This is a genomic window from Luteibacter sahnii (genome assembly GCF_034063545.1).
In the GTDB taxonomy this organism is placed as follows: Bacteria; Pseudomonadota; Gammaproteobacteria; order Xanthomonadales; family Rhodanobacteraceae; genus Luteibacter; species Luteibacter sahnii.
This window is the reverse complement of record NZ_JAQLOK010000001.1, coordinates 547,197-564,571: the sequence shown is the minus strand read 5'-3', so window position 1 is coordinate 564,571 and position 17,375 is coordinate 547,197. Positions and strand designations below refer to the sequence as shown.

Annotated in this window: 16 protein-coding genes; 5 read left to right on the top strand and 11 right to left on the bottom strand. The window is 68.4% G+C overall.

The window, feature by feature from the left end; translation table 11 throughout:
• Positions 1-38: 38 nt before the first annotated feature.
• Entirely contained in the window at positions 39-653 is a 615-nt protein-coding gene (locus PI246_RS02645; protein WP_407069767.1) for an arylesterase, read from the bottom strand.
• On the opposite strand from PI246_RS02645, the gene PI246_RS02640 reads away from it, so the two are divergent.
• Entirely contained in the window at positions 652-1,338 is a 687-nt protein-coding gene (locus tag PI246_RS02640; RefSeq protein WP_320549731.1) for an ABC transporter ATP-binding protein, read from the top strand. The genes PI246_RS02645 and PI246_RS02640 overlap by 2 nt on opposite strands.
• Positions 1,335-3,818, top strand: coding sequence for an ABC transporter permease (locus PI246_RS02635; RefSeq protein WP_320549730.1), 2,484 nt, complete (start codon positions 1,335-1,337; stop codon positions 3,816-3,818). The genes PI246_RS02640 and PI246_RS02635 overlap by 4 nt, the downstream gene beginning before the upstream one ends.
• 11 nt (positions 3,819-3,829) lie before the next feature.
• On the opposite strand, the gene rimI is transcribed toward PI246_RS02635, so the two are convergent.
• From rimI to pssA, 3 genes are read right to left on the bottom strand one after another with little or no spacing between them, the layout of a single operon-like run.
• Complete coding sequence (gene rimI / locus PI246_RS02630) at positions 3,830-4,318, bottom strand: ribosomal protein S18-alanine N-acetyltransferase (RefSeq protein WP_320550240.1); 489 nt, start codon at positions 4,316-4,318, stop codon at positions 3,830-3,832.
• 4 nt (positions 4,319-4,322) lie between these two features.
• Positions 4,323-4,787 (bottom strand): hypothetical protein, encoded by a 465-nt coding sequence (locus PI246_RS02625; protein ID WP_320549729.1) that lies wholly within the window; start codon positions 4,785-4,787, stop codon positions 4,323-4,325.
• Between the two features lie 3 nt (positions 4,788-4,790).
• On the bottom strand, positions 4,791-5,579 hold the full coding sequence (pssA, locus tag PI246_RS02620) for a CDP-diacylglycerol--serine O-phosphatidyltransferase (protein ID WP_320549728.1): 789 nt from the start codon (positions 5,577-5,579) through the stop codon (positions 4,791-4,793).
• Between the two features lie 122 nt (positions 5,580-5,701).
• On the opposite strand from pssA, the gene PI246_RS02615 reads away from it, so the two are divergent.
• The 3 genes from PI246_RS02615 to PI246_RS02605 all read left to right on the top strand — a co-directional run bounded on the left by PI246_RS02615 (position 5,702) and on the right by PI246_RS02605 (position 8,387).
• Positions 5,702-6,115, top strand: coding sequence for a DUF4124 domain-containing protein (locus PI246_RS02615; protein ID WP_320549727.1), 414 nt, complete (start codon positions 5,702-5,704; stop codon positions 6,113-6,115).
• 49 nt (positions 6,116-6,164) lie between these two features.
• Positions 6,165-7,862 carry a proline--tRNA ligase gene (locus PI246_RS02610; protein ID WP_320549726.1) on the top strand — a complete coding sequence of 566 codons (1,698 nt, stop codon included), beginning with the start codon at positions 6,165-6,167 and terminating at the stop codon, positions 7,860-7,862.
• Positions 7,863-8,060: 198 nt separating this feature from the next.
• The gene (locus tag PI246_RS02605) at positions 8,061-8,387 is read left to right on the top strand and encodes an H-NS histone family protein (protein WP_320549725.1); all 327 of its coding nucleotides are present in this window, start codon (positions 8,061-8,063) and stop codon (positions 8,385-8,387) included.
• 798 nt (positions 8,388-9,185) lie between these two features.
• Here the strand turns inward: PI246_RS02605 and PI246_RS02600 are convergent.
• The 7 genes from PI246_RS02600 to PI246_RS02570 all read right to left on the bottom strand — a co-directional run bounded on the left by PI246_RS02600 (position 9,186) and on the right by PI246_RS02570 (position 17,359).
• Positions 9,186-10,331 (bottom strand): PKD domain-containing protein, encoded by a 1,146-nt coding sequence (locus PI246_RS02600; RefSeq protein WP_320549724.1) that lies wholly within the window; start codon positions 10,329-10,331, stop codon positions 9,186-9,188.
• 176 nt (positions 10,332-10,507) lie between these two features.
• Positions 10,508-11,791 (bottom strand): threonine/serine exporter family protein, encoded by a 1,284-nt coding sequence (locus PI246_RS02595; RefSeq protein WP_320549723.1) that lies wholly within the window; start codon positions 11,789-11,791, stop codon positions 10,508-10,510.
• On the bottom strand, positions 11,784-12,236 hold the full coding sequence (locus PI246_RS02590) for an NfeD family protein (protein ID WP_320549722.1): 453 nt from the start codon (positions 12,234-12,236) through the stop codon (positions 11,784-11,786). The genes PI246_RS02595 and PI246_RS02590 overlap by 8 nt, the downstream gene beginning before the upstream one ends.
• 4 nt (positions 12,237-12,240) lie before the next feature.
• Complete coding sequence (locus PI246_RS02585; protein WP_320549721.1) at positions 12,241-13,197, bottom strand: SPFH domain-containing protein; 957 nt, start codon at positions 13,195-13,197, stop codon at positions 12,241-12,243.
• Between the two features lie 52 nt (positions 13,198-13,249).
• The gene (locus PI246_RS02580; protein WP_320549720.1) at positions 13,250-14,641 is read right to left on the bottom strand and encodes a sensor histidine kinase; all 1,392 of its coding nucleotides are present in this window, start codon (positions 14,639-14,641) and stop codon (positions 13,250-13,252) included.
• Between the two features lie 11 nt (positions 14,642-14,652).
• A complete protein-coding gene (locus PI246_RS02575; protein ID WP_320549719.1) occupies positions 14,653-15,990 on the bottom strand; it encodes a sigma-54-dependent transcriptional regulator in 1,338 nt (445 codons plus the stop codon).
• 79 nt (positions 15,991-16,069) lie between these two features.
• Entirely contained in the window at positions 16,070-17,359 is a 1,290-nt protein-coding gene (locus PI246_RS02570; protein ID WP_320549718.1) for an ABC transporter permease, read from the bottom strand.
• Positions 17,360-17,375 lie beyond the last annotated feature (16 nt).

Below are 17,375 nucleotides of genomic sequence, written 5' to 3'. Positions count from 1 at the left end.
AGTTCATTCTGGGTAGTGCAACGTCGACGTGACGTCGTTTACATCAACAGCGGCGCAAGCGTTTTCCACACATTCTCCGCCACCTTCGGTTCGCCCCGCGCCGTGGGATGAAGGCCGTCATCCTGCATCAATGTGGGATCGAGCGCTACTCCCTCGAGCAAAAAAGGCACCAACGGCACGTCGTATTTTTTCGCGGCGTCGGCGTAGACCGCGCGCAGGCCGTCGCGGTACTGCGGGCCGTAATTGACAGGCAGTTCGATGCCGAGCAGCAACACCTTCGCCCCGGCGTCCTTCGACGCCTCGATCATGCTGTCGAGATTGTCCGCCAACGCCTTGAGCGGCAGCCCCTGAAGCCCATCGTTAGCACCCAGCTCGATCACCACCACGCCAGGTTTTTCTTTTTTCAAAAGCGCGGGCAGCCGATGGCGGCCGCTGAGCGAAGTCTCGCCGCTGATGCTGGCATTGACCATCGTCCACGGCGTCGCCATCTTCGTCGTGCGAACGTTCAACAGGCGCACCCATCCGGCATCCACCGGAATGTTATGCGCCGCCGACAGCGAATCCCCGAGCACCAGCACCTTGCGCGGCACATCGGCCGCGTGGGCCATGGCGCCCCAGACGAACAGCAACAGGACCATCAGGCAACGACGCATGAGCGATTCTTCCCGTGTTCTTCTCGAAGTGGCGGATGTTAGCAAGTCGGTTTTCGGTCCGGAGGGGCAGCTCGACATCCTTTCGGGCGTGAACCTGCGGGTCGACGCAGGCGAGAGCTTCGCCATCATCGGTGCGTCGGGCTCGGGCAAGACGACCCTTCTGGGACTGCTCGCCGGCCTGGACGTTCCCACCGCGGGCCGCATCCGGCTCGACGGCCAGCCACTGGAATCGATGGACGAGGAAGCCCGTGCCGCCATGCGGCGGCGCCTGGTCGGCTTCGTGTTCCAGTCGTTCCACCTGCTTCCTGCCCTGACGGCGGAAGAGAACGTCATGCTGCCGCTGGAGCTGGAGGGCGACGACCAAGCCAGGGAGCGCGCACGAGCGGCGCTGGAGACCGTGGGGCTGGGCGCGCGCCGACGCCACTATCCCGCGCAGCTTTCCGGCGGCGAACAGCAGCGGGTGGCGCTCGCCCGCGCTTTCGTGCACGGTCCTCGCATCCTGTTCGCCGACGAGCCCACCGGCAACCTCGATCAGCACACCGGCGACCATGTCGGCGACCTCCTGTTCGAGATGAACCGGCAACACGCGACCACGCTCATCCTCGTGACCCACGATCCGCGCCTGGCCGCGCGCTGCGCGCGATCGGCCGAATTGCGCGAAGGACGCCTCGGGGTGAACGCGTGAACGTCGCCCGCCTCGCCCTGCGCACGCTGCGCCGCGAGTGGCATCTCGTGGAGCTGCGCACCCTTGCCGCCTCGCTCGTGCTCGCCGTGATCGCCCTGGGCGTCGTCGCCACGATTTCCACGCGGCTGGAGCGCGGCATCCTCGCCAGCTCGGCCGAACTCATCGGCGGCGACGTCGGCATCTCGGCACCCGCCCCCCTGCCCGCCCCCCTCCTCCGCTCGGCACTCGACGATGGCCTGCGCGCCTCGCGCGGCGCCCAGTTCCGAAGCGTGGCCTTCGTCGGCGAACACAGCCAGTTGCTCGACGTGCTCGCCAGCGACGCCGCTTACCCCTTGCGCGGCACGCTCAGCGTGCGCGGCGTCGACGGGCGCGAGCGCGACGCCCATGGACCGGCGCGCGGCGAGGTGTTTCTCGACCATCGCGCGATGGTCGGCCTCGGTATCCGGCCGGGCCAGAGCGTGCAGATCGGCGGACGCGACCTGCGCGTGTCGGCCGAGCTGGTCCGGCAACCCGACGGCGGCGAGCTTTTCGCACTCGCGCCGCGCGCGCTGATGAACCTCGACGATGCCAGCGACGCCGGCCTGCTCTCGGTCGGAAGTCGCGCACGTCATCGCCTGCTGGTCGCGGGCGCCCCCTCGGCGGTGGCGGCGTGGCGCATGGCCGTCGAAAACGCACCCCTGCCCGCCGGTGCCGAACTGATCACGCCGGAGAAGATGCAGGAGCGCATGCGCAACGCGTTCGATCGCGCCGGCGCGTTCCTGCGCCTGACGGCGTTGTTGTCGGCGTTGCTCGCGGGCGTGGCCATTGCCCTGGCGTCGGCGCGGTACGCGCGGCGCAAGGCGCCCGAAGTGGCGCTGCTCCGCGCGCTTGGCACGCCACGCCGCCGCGTCGCCGCGTTGTTGGTCAGCACGCTCGCCGCGCTGGCGATTCCCGCCGCGGCGGTCGGCGTGGCGGTGGCGCTGGGCCTGGCCGAGGGCGCGTGGTATTTCGCCCGCCAGCTCTTCGACGACGTACCCACCACCCTGCCGATCGGTCCCGCGCTGGCGGCCGCGGCGATGGGCCTCGCCGTACTCGCGGGCTTTGCGCTACCGCCGCTGGTACGACTGGCGGAAGTACCGCCCGTGGCCGTCTTTCGGGAATCCATGCAACGCCGCGTGCGCCGCTTCGACGCCCTGTACCTCGTGCCGCTGGTGACCGCCGTCGCGTTGATCTGGATGCAGAGCGCGTCGCTGCGGCTGGCTGGCATCCTCGCCGTCAGCCTCGCCGGCGTCGCGGCGGTCGCCGCCGGGCTTGCGGCGATGCTGCTGGTGGTCGCGCGGCGCGTCGCCCCCGGGGCACATCCCGCCCTTCGGCTGGGCCTGGCCGCGCTGGCCCGGCGTCGGGGTCTGTCGCTGGTGCAGGCCACGGCGCTTTCGCTGGGGCTGTGCGCGCTCCTGCTGCTCGCCGTCATCGCACCGTCGCTGCTCGACGGCTGGCGACGCGAGCTGCCGGCGGATACCCCGAACTGGTTCGCTCTCAACCTACAGGACGAGCAGCGTGAGGGATTTTCGGCCGCGATCGCGGGCATGGGTGCCAGCCAGGTCAACATGATGCCGCTCGCGGTCGGCAAGCTCACGACCATCAACGGCCAGGCGGTCGACCGGCTGGCGTTCCTCAGCGACGACGAAAAAGACTCGGCCGACCGCCAGCTGCGGCTGTCGTGGAGCGACACTTTGCCCGCCTCCAATACCGTCGTCGAAGGCCGCTGGCCGGGCGCGTCGCCGGCGCAGGCCGAGGTGTCCGTCGATACCTCCTGGCGCGACCGCTTCCACCTGAAGCTGGGCGATACGCTGGGCTTCGAAGTGGGCGAAGGCACGATCCAGGCCCGGGTCACGAGCATTCGCCAGGTGGATTGGGCGTCGTTCCGGGTGAATTTTTTCCTCATGCTCGATCCGACCCACGCGCGCGAGTTGCCGCACACGTGGCTCACCAGCTTCTACCTTCCGCGTGGCCATGCCGACGCGCTGTCGAAGGTCTCTCGCGACTACGGCAATCTCAGCCTCATCGACGTGGACGCCCTGCTCGACCGCGTGCGCGACATCGTCGACCGGGTCGGAACGGCGGTGCGCTGGGTATTGGGTTTCAGCCTGATCGCGGGCGCGCTCGTACTGGCCGCCGCACTCGCGGCGAGCGCCCAGGAACGCCGCAAGGAGGCGGCCCTGTTGCGCACCCTCGGCGCGACGCGGGCGCAACTGCGCGCAGCCGCCGCGTGCGAGTTCGCGCTGCTGGGCGGCGTGGCCGGCCTCACCGCGGCCTTGGGGGCCCTCGGTGCGGGGATCTGGCTCGGGCAGGCCGTGTTCCGTATCGAGCGGTTCGTGCCGCCGGCCTGGCCCCTGCTGGGTTCGGCGGCGCTGGCGGCGTTCGTGGTGATGCTGATCGGCCTGCTCGGCACGCGGCGCGTGCTGCGTACCTCGCCGATGGCCTTGCTGCGCGAAGGTTAAGGGCCCTGGCGTCAGCCGGCCGGACCGGCACCGGGGACCGGCATGTCCAGGGCCATCACGATGGCCTCCTCACGCCCCGACCGTGCGGGGTAGTAGCCGGGGCGGCGGCCGATCTCGGCGAAGCCGAGCGAGGCATACAAGGCCTGCGCGGCGGGATTGGACGGTCGCACCTCGAGAAAGACGCGCTCGGCGCCATACCAGCGGGCGAGGTCGAGCAGGCGACGCATCATCCGGCGGCCGTAGCCCAGGCCGCGATGGGCGTCGTCGATGCATACGTTGAGCACGTGGGCTTCGCCCGCGGCGACCGACAGGATGCCGTAACCCGCGACCGCCCCCTCGTGCACGAGGACCCAGCAGTTGTGGCCGGCCTGGAGGCAATCGCGGAAAATACCGGCGCTCCAGGGAAACTCGTAGGAGGCGTGCTCGATCGCCACGACGGCGTCGAGGTCGTCGCGGCGCATGGCACGCACTTCGGTCGAGGGACGCGCGACGGCCACCATCGCCTTACGCCCTTGCCGATGCGCGACCCAACGCACGCAGGGCGTTCCAGAGACGGCGCTTGGCGGCCGCGGAGGTCAACACCTGCGAGGGCGCATCCACGAGCACGATCTGCGCCGCACTCTGGACGGCCGCCGGCAACTCATGGCCCAGGGCGCGTGCCTGCGCCTCGCCGAACGCGAGGTAGGCCGATGCGACCGGCACCTGGCCGAGACCGGCGTCGCCGACCTCCAGCCGCGCCGCGCGGCCCGTCGCCGGGCCGAACGCGCGCAATGCCCGGCCCACGAGGTCGAGTTCGCGCTCGCTGCATCCCGACGGGAGGATCACCACGCAGGGTACCCGTCCACCCGCCGCGTCGTTGGCCGGTGCGGACGGCGCGTCGATCGTCTGCGTGCCGGTGACGCGCAGGCGCCAAGGCGTGACGCCCATGGCGCGGAGCAGTCGTTCGCGGCGCGGCAGGACGAGACTCACCGGCTACTCCACCGGGCGCGCGGCCGAGCGGCGGGCGCGCCGCCGGTGGGTCGCCCGGCCCCAGACGGTCATCACCGGGCCGGAAATCGTGTAGATGACGGCCACGGCGAAAAGCACGCGGGCCGTGTCGATCACCAGCAACACCACGATGAGCACGGCGGCGATGAGCCAGATGAACGGCACGCGGTCGCCCTTGGGCCATGCCTTGAAGCTGAAGTAGCGCACGTTGCTGACCATCAGCAACCCGACGAGCACCGCGATCGGCATGGTGAAGAAGGCCACCGACGAACCCGGCACGTCGAACTTTTCCATCGTCCAGACGAATGACATGCACAGGCCCGCCGCCGCCGGGCTGGCGAGCCCCTGGAAATAGCGCTTGTCCGCGACGCCCACCTGGGTGTTGAAGCGGGCCAGGCGCAGGGCGGCGCACACGGCGTAGATGAAGGCGGCGGCCCAGCCGATCTTGCCCCAGACGCGGCCGTAGTCGGCCAGCGAGGAAAGCGACCAGGTGTACATCACCAGGGCCGGCGCGAGGCCGAAGCTGACCAGGTCGGAGAGCGAGTCGTACTGCACGCCGAACTCGCTCTGGGTGTTGGTCAGGCGCGCGACCCGCCCGTCCATGCCGTCGAGGATGCCGGCCACGAACACCGCAAGCGCCGCGGTGGCGAAGTGGCCGCCGATCGCCGAGACGATGGCATAGAAACCGGCGAACATCGCGCCGGTCGTGAACAGGTTCGGAAGCAGGTAGATGCCGCGATGCCGCGGGCGCCTGGCTGGAATGGGTTCGCTCATGCGGGGAGTGTAGCCCAGGCGTCGCCAAGCGTCAGGCAGGCCCGGCCGGGCCGTGCGGCGGCGCTTGCGCCTTTCGTGGGGGCGGTGCTACTTGTACGCGCCACGCCCGCCGGAATGCCGCCATGCGCCGCTGCCTCGCTTTCGCCCTGCTCGCGCTCGCCTGCCCCCTCGCACTCGCCCAGGCGTACAAGTGGAAAGACGCCCAGGGCGTCACCCACTATGCCGATGCGCCGCCCCCGGGCAACACGAAATTCGAGCAGGTGAAGATCGCCACGGGCGCCGCGTCCAACGCCACGCCCGCACCACCGCCGGCCGCCACCGTGGCCCGGCCGGCGGCAGCGGCCGGCACGGCCGATACGCCGGCCAACCGCAAGGCGCTCTGCGAGCAGCTGCGCAAGAACGCCGACCTGCTGAAGAACGAGAAGGTGCTCAACATGGACGACGGCAAGGGCGGCACCAAGGCGGTGGACGACGCTACCCGCCAGAACGAAATCAAGAAGAACCAGGCGCAGGTCACCCTCTACTGCGCCACCTGAGGGCCCAGCGGCGCCCTATAATCGGCGTTTTACCCGCGGACCATCGCCGATGCGCCTGAGCCAGTTCCACCTCGCCACCGTCAAGGAAGTACCCGCCGACGCGGAAGTCGCCAGCCATCGGCTGATGCTTCGCGCGGGCATGATCCGCAAGCTCGCCTCGGGCCTCTACACCTGGACGCCGCTCGGCCTGCGCGTGCTGCGCAAGGTCGAAGCCACCGTGCGCGAGGAAATGCTCCGCGCCGGGGCCATCGAGATGCTGATGCCGTCGGTGCAGCCGCGCGAGCTGTGGGAAGAAACCGGCCGATGGGAGAAGTTCGGCGGCCAGTTGCTGAAGATCAAGGACCGCAAGGAGCAGGAGTTCTGCTACGGCCCGACCCACGAGGAAGTGATCACCGACTTCGCGCGCAACGAGCTGAAGAGCTACAAGCAGCTTCCGCTCAACTTCTTCCAGATCCAGACCAAGTTCCGCGACGAGATCCGCCCGCGTTTCGGCGTCATGCGTGCGCGCGAGTTTTTGATGAAGGACGCCTACTCCTTCCATCTCACCCCTGAGTCGCTGGCCGATACCTACAAGGTGATGTACGACGCCTACTCGCGCATCTTCACGCGCCTGGGCCTCGCATTCCGCGCGGTCGACGCCGACACCGGCGCCATCGGCGGCAGCGCCAGCCACGAGTTCCAGGTCATCGCCGACTCGGGCGAGGACGCCATTGCCTACTCCGACGCCTCGGCCTACGCCGCCAACATCGAAAAGGCCGAGGCGCTTGCACCGACCGACGCGCGACCGGCACCGTCCGCCGCGCTGGCGAAGGTCGACACGCCCACGCAGCGCAGCATCGACGAGGTCACGGCGTTCCTCGGCGTGCCGGCGGCGCGCACGGTGAAAACCATCCTGGTGCGCGGTCGCGAAGGCTTGGTGGCGCTGTGCGTGCGCGGCGACCACGAGGTCAACGAGGTGAAGGCCTCGCACCTGCCCGAACTGCCGGACGAATCCGAGCTGGCGAGCGAGGCCGAGATCCTGGCCGCCACCGGCACCCAGCCGGGCTTCATCGGCCCGGTCGGCCTGCCCGAAAGCATTCCCGTCATCGTCGACCGCAGCGCGGCCGTGCTGGCCGACTTTGTCTGCGGCGGCAACCAGGACGGCACGCACTACACCGGTGCCAACTGGGAGCGCGACGCACGTGTCACCCGCGTGGCCGACATCCGCAAGGTGGTCGAGGGCGACCCGTCCCCCGACGGCCAGGGGCACCTGCGTTTCGCCCGGGGCATCGAGGTGGGCCATGTGTTCCAGCTCGGCCAGAAATACGCCGAGGCCATGGGCGCGGGCGTACTCGACGAACAGGGCAAGATGCGCACGATGTACATGGGCTGCTACGGCATCGGCGTCAGCCGCATCGTGGCGGCCGCCATCGAGCAGCGCCACGACGACGCGGGCATGATCTGGACCGACGCGATGGCCCCCTGGCGGGTGGCGGTGTGCGTCATCAACCCGAAGAACGACCCCGCCGTGACCGAGGCTGCCGAATCGCTCTACCAGGAACTCGGCGCACGGGGCATCGACAGCGTGCTCGATGACCGTGGGCTACGCCCCGGCCCGATGTTCGCCGACATGGAGCTGATCGGCATTCCGCACCGCGTGGTGGTGAGCGGACGGGGGCTCGACGCGGGGACGTTCGAATACCGCGCGCGTACCGACAGCGAGGCCCGCAACGTGACGCGGGACGAACTGCTCGCTCTTTTGGGATAAATCGCAGACATCCGCCTATGGCGATTATCTCCGTAGGTAATTCCTGATATTCAAGCCACGAATGCCCGGCCATCGCGCCGGGCATTTTGCTTTTTTTGTTTCGATTGGTTAAAAACTCCCGAGTGGTCCCTTTAATGCGCCTTCGCGGGAATACCGGGATCCATGCAGTTACGATTTACCCCATCGGAGCACGTGTTAATGGCAGTCGATATCAAGAACCTCAACCACAATCAACTGAACGACCTGATCGCCAAGGCGCAGGCCCGTCAGAGCGAGCTCTCCAAGGAGCGCCTGGGCAAGGTCCGCGAAAAGATCCAGGCGATTCTCAAGGCCGAAGGCGTCACGATCGACGAGGTCTTTCCGTCCCGTGGCGGCGCGAAGTCCAAGCGCGCCGGCACCACCGTTGCCGCGAAATACCGCGATCCGTCCAACCCCGAGAACACCTGGTCGGGCCGGGGCAAGCGTCCACGCTGGTTCAACGACGCGCTCAAGGCCGGCAAGAAAGAAAAAGACCTGCTTATCTGACGCCATTCGTCATCCGGCTCATCCCGAAGACCCCGGCTTTTCGCCGGGGTCTTTTTTTTTGGTTCGTCGCAGAAGTGCGGGATGTCGCATGGAGGCAGGCCTTGCGGCCGGCTCGGAGGCTGAAGCGGTGAGGCGGTGAGGCCAGAGTGTTCGGTGTCCACCCTCGCGGCTCGGGCAGTCCTCCGCGTTCGACAGGGGAAGGCCGCTGACGCGGCCCATGTACCTGGTTGGCCTACGGCCGCTTCCTTGTGCGGAACTCGCCACGAGGGTGGACACCGAACACTCTCCCCATGACTGAGGCGGCGTGTTGTGAGAGCACGCACGGCGCAGGGGTCACCGCGGTGAGCCAGTGAGCTTCACGTCGCTCCGCCCAACAACGCCGGTCAACTCGTCGCGACGTCGGATACCCGTTGTCGGGCTGCCGTTTCACAGCTCAAACATCGCTTGCGCAGATCGGCCAAAAAACGATCAGCGCTTTCCCAACACCCGACCTCACCGCTCGGAAGAGACCTTGGTGTCCACCCTCGAGGCGAGTTCCGCACAAGAGAGCGGCCGCAGGCCGATCAAGCCCATGGGCCGCGTTAGCGGCCTTCCCTGTCGAACGCGGAGGACTGCCCGAGCAGCGAGGGTGGACGCCAAGGTCTCCCTGCGACACCGCCCAGGTGCAACGCGAGCTCTGGCGCCACAAGGTCGCGACAGCCCCACGGCTCGCGGGATCGAACCGTCCGCGAAGAAACTTTTCATGGGTGGATGGGCCGCAGCCGGTGCGGCCCATCCACGGACACCGGTACGTGGGGATTATTCCGCGACCGAGACGTTGCGCGTCTTGCTTTGGGCGTGACCCTCCTCGTCGACCACCGTGAGCGTCACCGGGTAGGTACCCGCGCGCGCATACGTGTGCGACGCCGTGGCCCCGGCGCCCTGGCTGCCGTCGCCGAAGTTCCACCGCTGCGTCACGATACGCGCATCGCCCGGATTCACCTGTCCGGCAAAGGTGCTGGTGAGGCCCGTGCTGCTCGCGCCGAAATCGGCGCTCGCGGTGCGCGATGCCACCGCGCCGTTGATCGCGGCGGCGTAATCGGCGGTGTTGCGACCGGACGCCGAGCATTTCTGTATGTCGTCGTAGAGCCACATGAAGCCCCCCGGTATGCCGGTGCTCGCCTTCCATGCGGTCATTCGCGTCTTCACCGATGAGGGGCTATCGCCTGAGGCGCAGCCCGAACCATGCAACGACCACAGGCCGGGCCGAACCGTCATGCCCAAGGCGCTCGACCACTGCTTCGGATCGTTGCCTGCGCCGCCGTCGTACACCTGGAGGTAGATCCGGTCGACGCTCGCACCCAGGTTGCTCTTCAGCGACGACCAGAAGCCCTGGTTGGTGTACGGCACGAAGGTGATCTTGTAGCCCTGCCCCGCCAGCATCTTGCCGAACGCCGTGGCGGAGGCCAGGTCGTAGGCGCTCTCGTCGTCGAAGTCGGCGGCGTCGGCGCCGGTCACCTGCCGAAGTACCTGAAAATTGCGGTAGAGGATGCTGTTCGGCCCCGTGCCGCCGCCGGACGCCGTGCTGTTGACGAGGTCGCGGATATGCTCGAAGTCGGCCACGCCACCGGAGCCGATCGAGACCTCGATGCGGTTGACCGACGTGGGCGCCTGCTTGAGCGTCTGCAGTTGCGCCGACCAGCTGGTGTTCGTGCCCACGTAGGCACCCTTGGAAACCAGCTTCTGGTCGTTGAGGTTGAGGTCGCCGTTGGCGTCGACGTGGATGCTCCACAGCATCACGGTGGTGAAGCCGGAGGCCCGCAGGTCGTTCATCACCGGCGTGCCGCCGCTGTAGAACGGCCCGCCGCCGTAAATGGCCGAATCGGCGAAAGCGGGGCTCGCGACGGAGGCGGCCACGGCCGCGACGAGGATGAGCGAACGGGTTCCGTGCTGGGCGGTGTTCATGGGGCATCCTTCTGGCTGGGAGAACCAAGGCAGGCGGCGCTTGGATCGATCCAACATCGCACCATGCCTGGCCGCGCGCCAGTAGGCCGATGCGCGTTCTGTGACGACCTTGGCATGCGTGCAGCGCAGCATGGCCACATAGACCGGGTGGCGCCCGAAGGACATGCCGGATTCGCTCATAGCGAACGACGGGGCGCCACGAGCAGGTCGCCGAAGAGCAGGCCCGCTACCAGCGAAACCAGCAGCGTCACCACCAGCAGGCCGGTGTCCATGCCCAGCGACGTATCGCGGTCGAGCAGGTACGACACGCTGCGGAAACTCACCGATCCGGGCACGAGCAGGATAATGCCCGGCTCGCGCACCACGGCCCCGGGTTGCTTCGCGTAACGGGCGTAGATGTTGCTGAGCGCGCCCAGCAGCAGCCCACCCACGAACACGCCGAACGGGGCCCCGGGCAACGAGCCGGAGATGCGTCCGCCCCAGGTGGTGGCGACGTAGCCCACGATCACCGAGCCCATGACCACCAGCCAGTCGCGCCGGGCCGCGCGGAAAAGGATGGCGAACGAAAAGGCGCCGATCAGCAGCGAGGGGACGTCCGCCCATGACGGCAGGGGTGGCAGCACGTAGTTGCGCGGATAGATGCCAAACGCTTCGCACAACTGGTTGGCGGCCACCGTACCGAAGGCCAGCTTGAGCAAGGTGGCGATGGCACCGGCCATGCGCGCGACACCCGCCACGAGGTGCTGGCTGGAAATCTCGCGTACCGCGGTGGTGAGCGCCATGCCCGGCATCAGCACGATGAGACTGCCCAGGATCACCGACTTGACGGCCAGGGGCACCACGTAGGCGCTGACGACGATGGCGATGGTGGTTGCCACCATCGCGCTGATCGCCTCGCTCGCGGCAGCCAGGCGCGGACGGCTGCCCGAGGCGACCGTGATCAGTCCGATGACCGTGCCGATGAAGCCGGCCGTGATGAGGTCTGCCCAGGCGCTATGCAGCAACAGGGCCACCACCGCGGCAGCGCAGAGGCCATAACTGGCGACCAGGCCGACGGTGTCGCGCACGGTGTCGGGGGCACCGAGCTTGCGCAGCAGGTGAAAGCCCTCGCGAAGGCCCATGCGGCCGTCGATCACCTCGTCGGCGATGCGATCCGCCTCGCACAGCCGGGCGAGGTTGACGTCGCCCGGCGGCAGGCGCATCACCTGGGTGACCTGGGCTACGCCGTCTTCGCCCTGCCCCAGGTCGGCGAACGAGACAATGATCGCGGTGGGGCTCGACCAGACGTCGGCGTTCAGGCCCAGCCGCTGGGCGGACCGCGCGATCGCCGTCTCCAGGCGCGGGGCCGTGGTGCCGTACTGGTGCAGGCGCCGCGCGAGTTCGGTGAGGAAAGCGATGCGGGTATTGATCGCCGTGGTGGCGAAGCTCACCGGCACGCTGAGCGGCGCAGCCTCAGGCAACGTCCACCGCCTTCACGCGCAGGGTGGTGCCGTCGACGCCGACCACTTCCACCATCGTGCCCAGGGGCAGGTCCGGTCCGGTGACCAGCCACATGCCGTCGCCCACCTTCGCCTTGCCGCGCCCCTGCACGATCGGCTCGCACAACGTATAGCGGCCGCCGACCAGTTGCTCGCCGCGGCGATTGAGCCGGGCGTTGCCGGGTGGCGTACGGTCGATGCGCGGCCGCACGAATCGCCAGTAGGCGAAGCACGACGCGAAGGCGAGCACGGCAAAGAGGACCGCCTGCGCCAACTCGCCGAGGCCGGGTACCGCGAAGACCACCACGCCCATCGCCGCCGCCGCGAAGCCGATCCAGAGCATGAAATAGCCAGGCAGGATCACCTCCCCGCCGATCAGCAGCAGGGCGACGATCCACCACAGGTAATGCAGGGCCAGCGACTCCATGGCGTCAGCGCGGCATCGGCGGCGTGCGGACCGGCGTGGTCTGTGCCGTCTGCTGGGTGCGAATCGAGTCTTTCGCCAATTCGGCGATGCCGGCCAGCGAGCCGAGGATGCCGGTGGCTTCCATGGGCAGCAGCAAGGTCTTCTGGTTGGGCGACTTGGCCATTTCGACGAGGGCCTCGACGTATTTCGTGGCCACGAAGTAATTGAGCGCGTTGACGTCGCCACCGGCGATCGCGTGGGACACCATGGTGGTGGCCTTCGCTTCGGCCTCGGCGAGGCGCTCGCGAGCCTCCGCCTCGCGGAACGCGGCTTCCTTCTTGCCCTCGGCTTCGAGGATGGCCGATTGCTTCTCGCCGTCGGCCTTGAGGATCGCCGCCTGGCGGAAGCCCTCGGCGTCGAGGATGTTGGCGCGCTTCTCGCGCTCGGCCTTCATCTGCCGGGCCATGGCGTCGACGAGGTCGCGCGGCGGGGAGATGTCCTTGATCTCGATGCGGGTCACCTTGACGCCCCAGGGATGGGTGGCTTCATCGACCACGCCCAGCAGCTTCGCGTTGATGGCGTCGCGCTGGCTGAGGCTTTCGTCCAGGTCCATCGAGCCCAGCACGGTGCGGATGTTGGTCATGATCAGGGCAAGCGCGGCCGCCTCCAGATTGGCCACCTCGTAGGCGGCCTTGGCCGCGTCGAGCACCTGGTAGAACACCACGCCGTCGACCTTGACCACGGCGTTGTCCTTGGTGATGACGTCCTGCGAGGGGACATCGAGCACCTGCTCCATCATGTTCATCTTGCGGCCGATGGCGTAGACGAACGGGATCAGGAAATGCAGGCCCGGCGTGAGCGTGCCCGTGTACTTGCCGAACATCTCCACCGTCCACTCGTAGCCCTGCGGCACGATACGGATCAGCTTCGAAATGACGACGACCGCGACGAGCACGATCACCAGTGCGACGATGCCTCCCATAGCCCTTGCTCCCTCTCCCGTTGGACAGGCTGAGGAGTATAGGCGAAGCGTGTCAGGCCGGCCCGGCGGGCAGCACCAGGGTCACGCGCAGTCCGCCGCCGTCCCGATTGCCGAGCGCGACACGGCCGCCATGCGCTTCGGAAATTTCGCGGGCCAACGCCAGGCCCAGGCCGGTGCCCGAGCGCTTGGTCGAGTAAAACGGCAACAAGGCCTGGGCCAGCACCGTGTCGCTCATGCCCGGGCCACGGTCGTCCACCATCACCAGGGTGTCACGACCCGACACGCGCACGGCGACGGTGACCGCCGCCGGGTCGCCGCCAGCTTCGTGCGCGTTCTTGATGAGGTTGATCAGCACCTGCTCGATCTGGCTCGGGTCGAACCAGCCGGGCTGTTCGGGCAGGGCGCCGTCGAGGCGAAAGCGTGCGTGCAGGGCCAGCGCCTGGAGGAACGGCGCCCATGGCACCGCGCGCGACTGCGGCGCCGGCAGCTTCGCGAAGCTGGCATAGCCCGCGATGAAGCCGTGCAGGTGGCGCGCCCGGTCGCCGATGGACGCGAACACGCCGGGTAACCGTTCCAGATCGCCGCGACGCACCAGTTCGATGCCCGAATGCGACAGCGACGTGATCGGTGCCAGCGAGTTGTTCAATTCGTGGCTGATCACGCGGATCACGCGCTTCCACGTCTGCACTTCCTGCCGCGACAGCTCACGGGTCATCCGCCGGTAAAGCCGCAGCCGGTGCGGTCGGCCCTGCAGCCGGAATCCGCGCTGCGAGAGGTGGAAGGTTTCCTCGCTGCCCTCCAGTTCCACGGTGAACAGCGCATCCTCGTCGGTCGCGGCCGCGGCGCGCAGCGTGTCGGGCATGGTGGCCATGACCGCCTCGAAACCGAGGCCGACCAGCGTGCGCCCCTCGTTGAAAAGGTGCCGGGCGGCGATGTTCGCGTAGGTGACCTTGTTCGACGCGTCCGTGAGCACGAGCGCCACCGGCGTATTCTGCACCACGGTGTCCAGCAGCAGTTCGCGCTGCGCCAAGTGCTGGCGCTGCTCGCGCAGGATCGTGCCCAGCTGGTTGTGCATGCGGATCAGGTCACCGAGTTCGTCGTCGCGTTTCGTGCCGATCGACATGCTGTAGTCGCCGTCGCGGTAACTGGCGACCGCGCTCTCCAGCGCGCGCAGGATGCGCCGCATGGGTTCGACCAACACGTGCGCCATCCAGGCCGACAGCGGCAGCAACACGAGCAGGCAGATGACCAGCGCCGTGCCGGCGTCGAACGGCTCGAGCGCCATCGGCGCGCGCAGGTGCCCGCGTGCCGCGAGATCGGCGCGCATCCAGGCGAGGATCTGCGGAAACGGCCACGCCGTCACCCCGGCGAAGACCAGCGCGCCGGCGATCGCCGAGCCGGCCACCACCAGCATCATCCGGCCTTCGAGGGAGACGCGCTTCATCGTGTCACCGGTCAGACCGCCAGTCCGTAACGCTCCATCCGGCGATACAGCGCCTGCCGGGATAGCCCCAGGCTGGTGGCAGCCCGGCTCACCACGCCACCGGCGGACGCCAGGGCCGCTTCGACGCTTTCGCGGCTGGGTTCGTCCAGGTTGCGCGTGGCCGGCGCGGCGATGGCCGGCGGCAGGTTGAGATGCGCTACCTCGATCCGGCGCTCCCCGGCGAGCAGCGCGGCGCGCGCCATGGCGTTTTTCAGTTCGCGCACGTTGCCGGGCCAGGCGTGCGCCAACAACGCATCGCGCGCCTCTTCGCTGAGCTGCGCCTTGCCGTCGAGAAAGAACTCGGCCAGTGGAAGGATGTCGTCGACGCGCTCGGACAGCGGAGGCAGGTTTATCTCGATGACGTTGAGGCGGTAGTAGAGATCTTCGCGGAACGTGCCGGCGGCGATCATCGCCTTGAGGTCGGCGTTGGTCGCGCTGACCACCCGTACTTTCACGTGCCGCGTGCGACCCGAACCCAGGCGTTCGAACTGCCCGGTTTCCAGCACGCGCAGCAATTTCATCTGCCCGGGCAGCGGCAGGTTGCCGATCTCGTCGAGGAACAACGTGCCACCGTCGGCCAGTTCGAACCGGCCTTCACGGGCCCGGTGGGCGCCGGTATACGCACCGGCATCGGCGCCGAAAAGCTCGGCTTCGATGAGCTCACCCGGCAGCGCGCCGCAGTTGACCGCGATGAAGGGGCCTCGGCGCACGGCCGAGTTCGCGTGCACGATGGAGGCGATGCGCTCCTTGCCCGCGCCGTTCGGGCCGGTGATCAGCACGGGCACGTCGGCCCGGGCCACCTGCCCGGCCAGTTCGACCGTGCGGCTCATGGCCTCGGAGGCGAAGACCAGGCCGTCGAGGTCGTAGCGGGCTTCGAGCGCTTCGCGACGGCGGCGGCGCTCCTGGCGCGCGCGGGCGACTTCGCGGGTGGACACGGAAAGCTCGAGCAGGTTCTCGACCGTCGCCAGCAGCTTCGCGTCGTCCCAGGGTTTGCCCAGGTAATCGGCGGCACCCGCCTTGACCAGTTCGACGGCGGTTTCCAGGTGCGTCCATGCCGTGAGCAGCACCACGGGCAGGTCGGTGTGGCGCGCACGGATCGCCCGGAACAACGCCACGCCCTCTTCGCCCGAGGTGGTGTCGGCGGTGAAGTTCATGTCTTGGATCACCACGTCCACCCGCTCGCGCGACAGCGTCGCGAGGCCATCGTCCGGCGTCAGCGCCACCAGGGGGTGGATGTCCCGCAGACTCAGGGCCAGCGACAGGGCCTCCCCTACGGCGGGGTTGTCGTCGATGATCAGGACGGTTTGCATCTTTTCCCTTCGCATGGGGCCATGGATGCGTGCCACGGCGAAATGGTTGCATGGAGCGAGCGATGTTTTCCGCCGCAGTTTAGTCCCGCGTGGCTTCCACCGGGGACACCGCCGCGGCACGCAGGGCCGGCGCGAGCACGGTGGCCTGGCCGAGCAGCCACAGGCATCCCGCGCCCAACGGAAGGTAAGACGCCGGCAACCGAGGCAGCTCGTACTGGTACATCAGCAGAAGGTTGATCGCATAGGCCAGTACCATGCCCAGCGCGATGCCGATGCTCACCAGCACGAAGTTCTCGGTCTGGACATACCGCAGCACGTCGCCCCGGGTGGCGCCGAGGGCACGCCGCACGCCGATCTCGCCGCCGCGGCGCAGGCATTTCGCAAGCATGAGGCCCAGCGTGTTCACCAGGCACACCGTCAGGAAACCGAACGCGAGCCATACCTGGAGGCGAAGATCCCCCGGCACCACGTGCCGCTCGACGAGGTAGTCCATGAGGCCGGTGAGCCGTGCCGGCCGATCGGCCGGGTAGCGACCGGCGCGCACCTGCTCGGCCACGTAGCCGTCGAGGAAGCGCTGGTACGCCGCGACGTCGGCCGAGCCGTCCAGGCGCACCCAGAACTGCAACCAGGTGCAATCGGCCGTTTCCATCAGCGCCTCGCTGGTGCTGCCCTTGCTCCAGCACTCCATGCCACCGCTGCGAGGCAGGTTGAGGGCACGCGCCGTGGTCAACGGCAGGTAGACGTCTTCGCCGCTGGCGAAACTGCCGGTGTTGAGATCGTAGAAATGCGGCACCGGGTGCCAGGAACGCAGGACGCCGACCACCCGCATGTCGACGCCCCCCAGCCGGATCGTGCGCCCGACGCTGTCGGTGCCCTGGAACAACCGATCGTTGAGCACCTCGTCGATCACCACCACGCGGGCACGGGCGGTGTCCTCCGTCGCGCCCCATCCGCGGCCATAACGGAAGGGCACGCCGAACAGGTCGAAGAAACCCTGGCTGGTGTACCGCGCGCTGGCGATGAACGGGTCGCCACGGGATGCCGCCGGTTCGATCGGCACCTCGCCGCCCAGCATGAGCGCCTGTTGCCGGGCCCGCCCCGCGCGCAGGAGGTTCGTGCCGTCGACCCACGTCACCTGTGACGGCAGCCGGGCACGCGCCTCCATGCTGGAGCCTTCGCGCGGGTCGAGGCGCGGCAGGTAGATCGACCCGCTGCGGCCCGGCAGGGGGTTCTCGGACACGGCATGGAGCACGGTCAGCGTGGTCATGCACGTGCCGATGCCCAACCCTACCGCGACGATCATCAGCACCGTCAGCGCCCGGCTGCGTCTCAAGCCGTGCAGGGCCAGTTCCAGGTGATAGGCGACCATGCCGACGAGCTTCCTC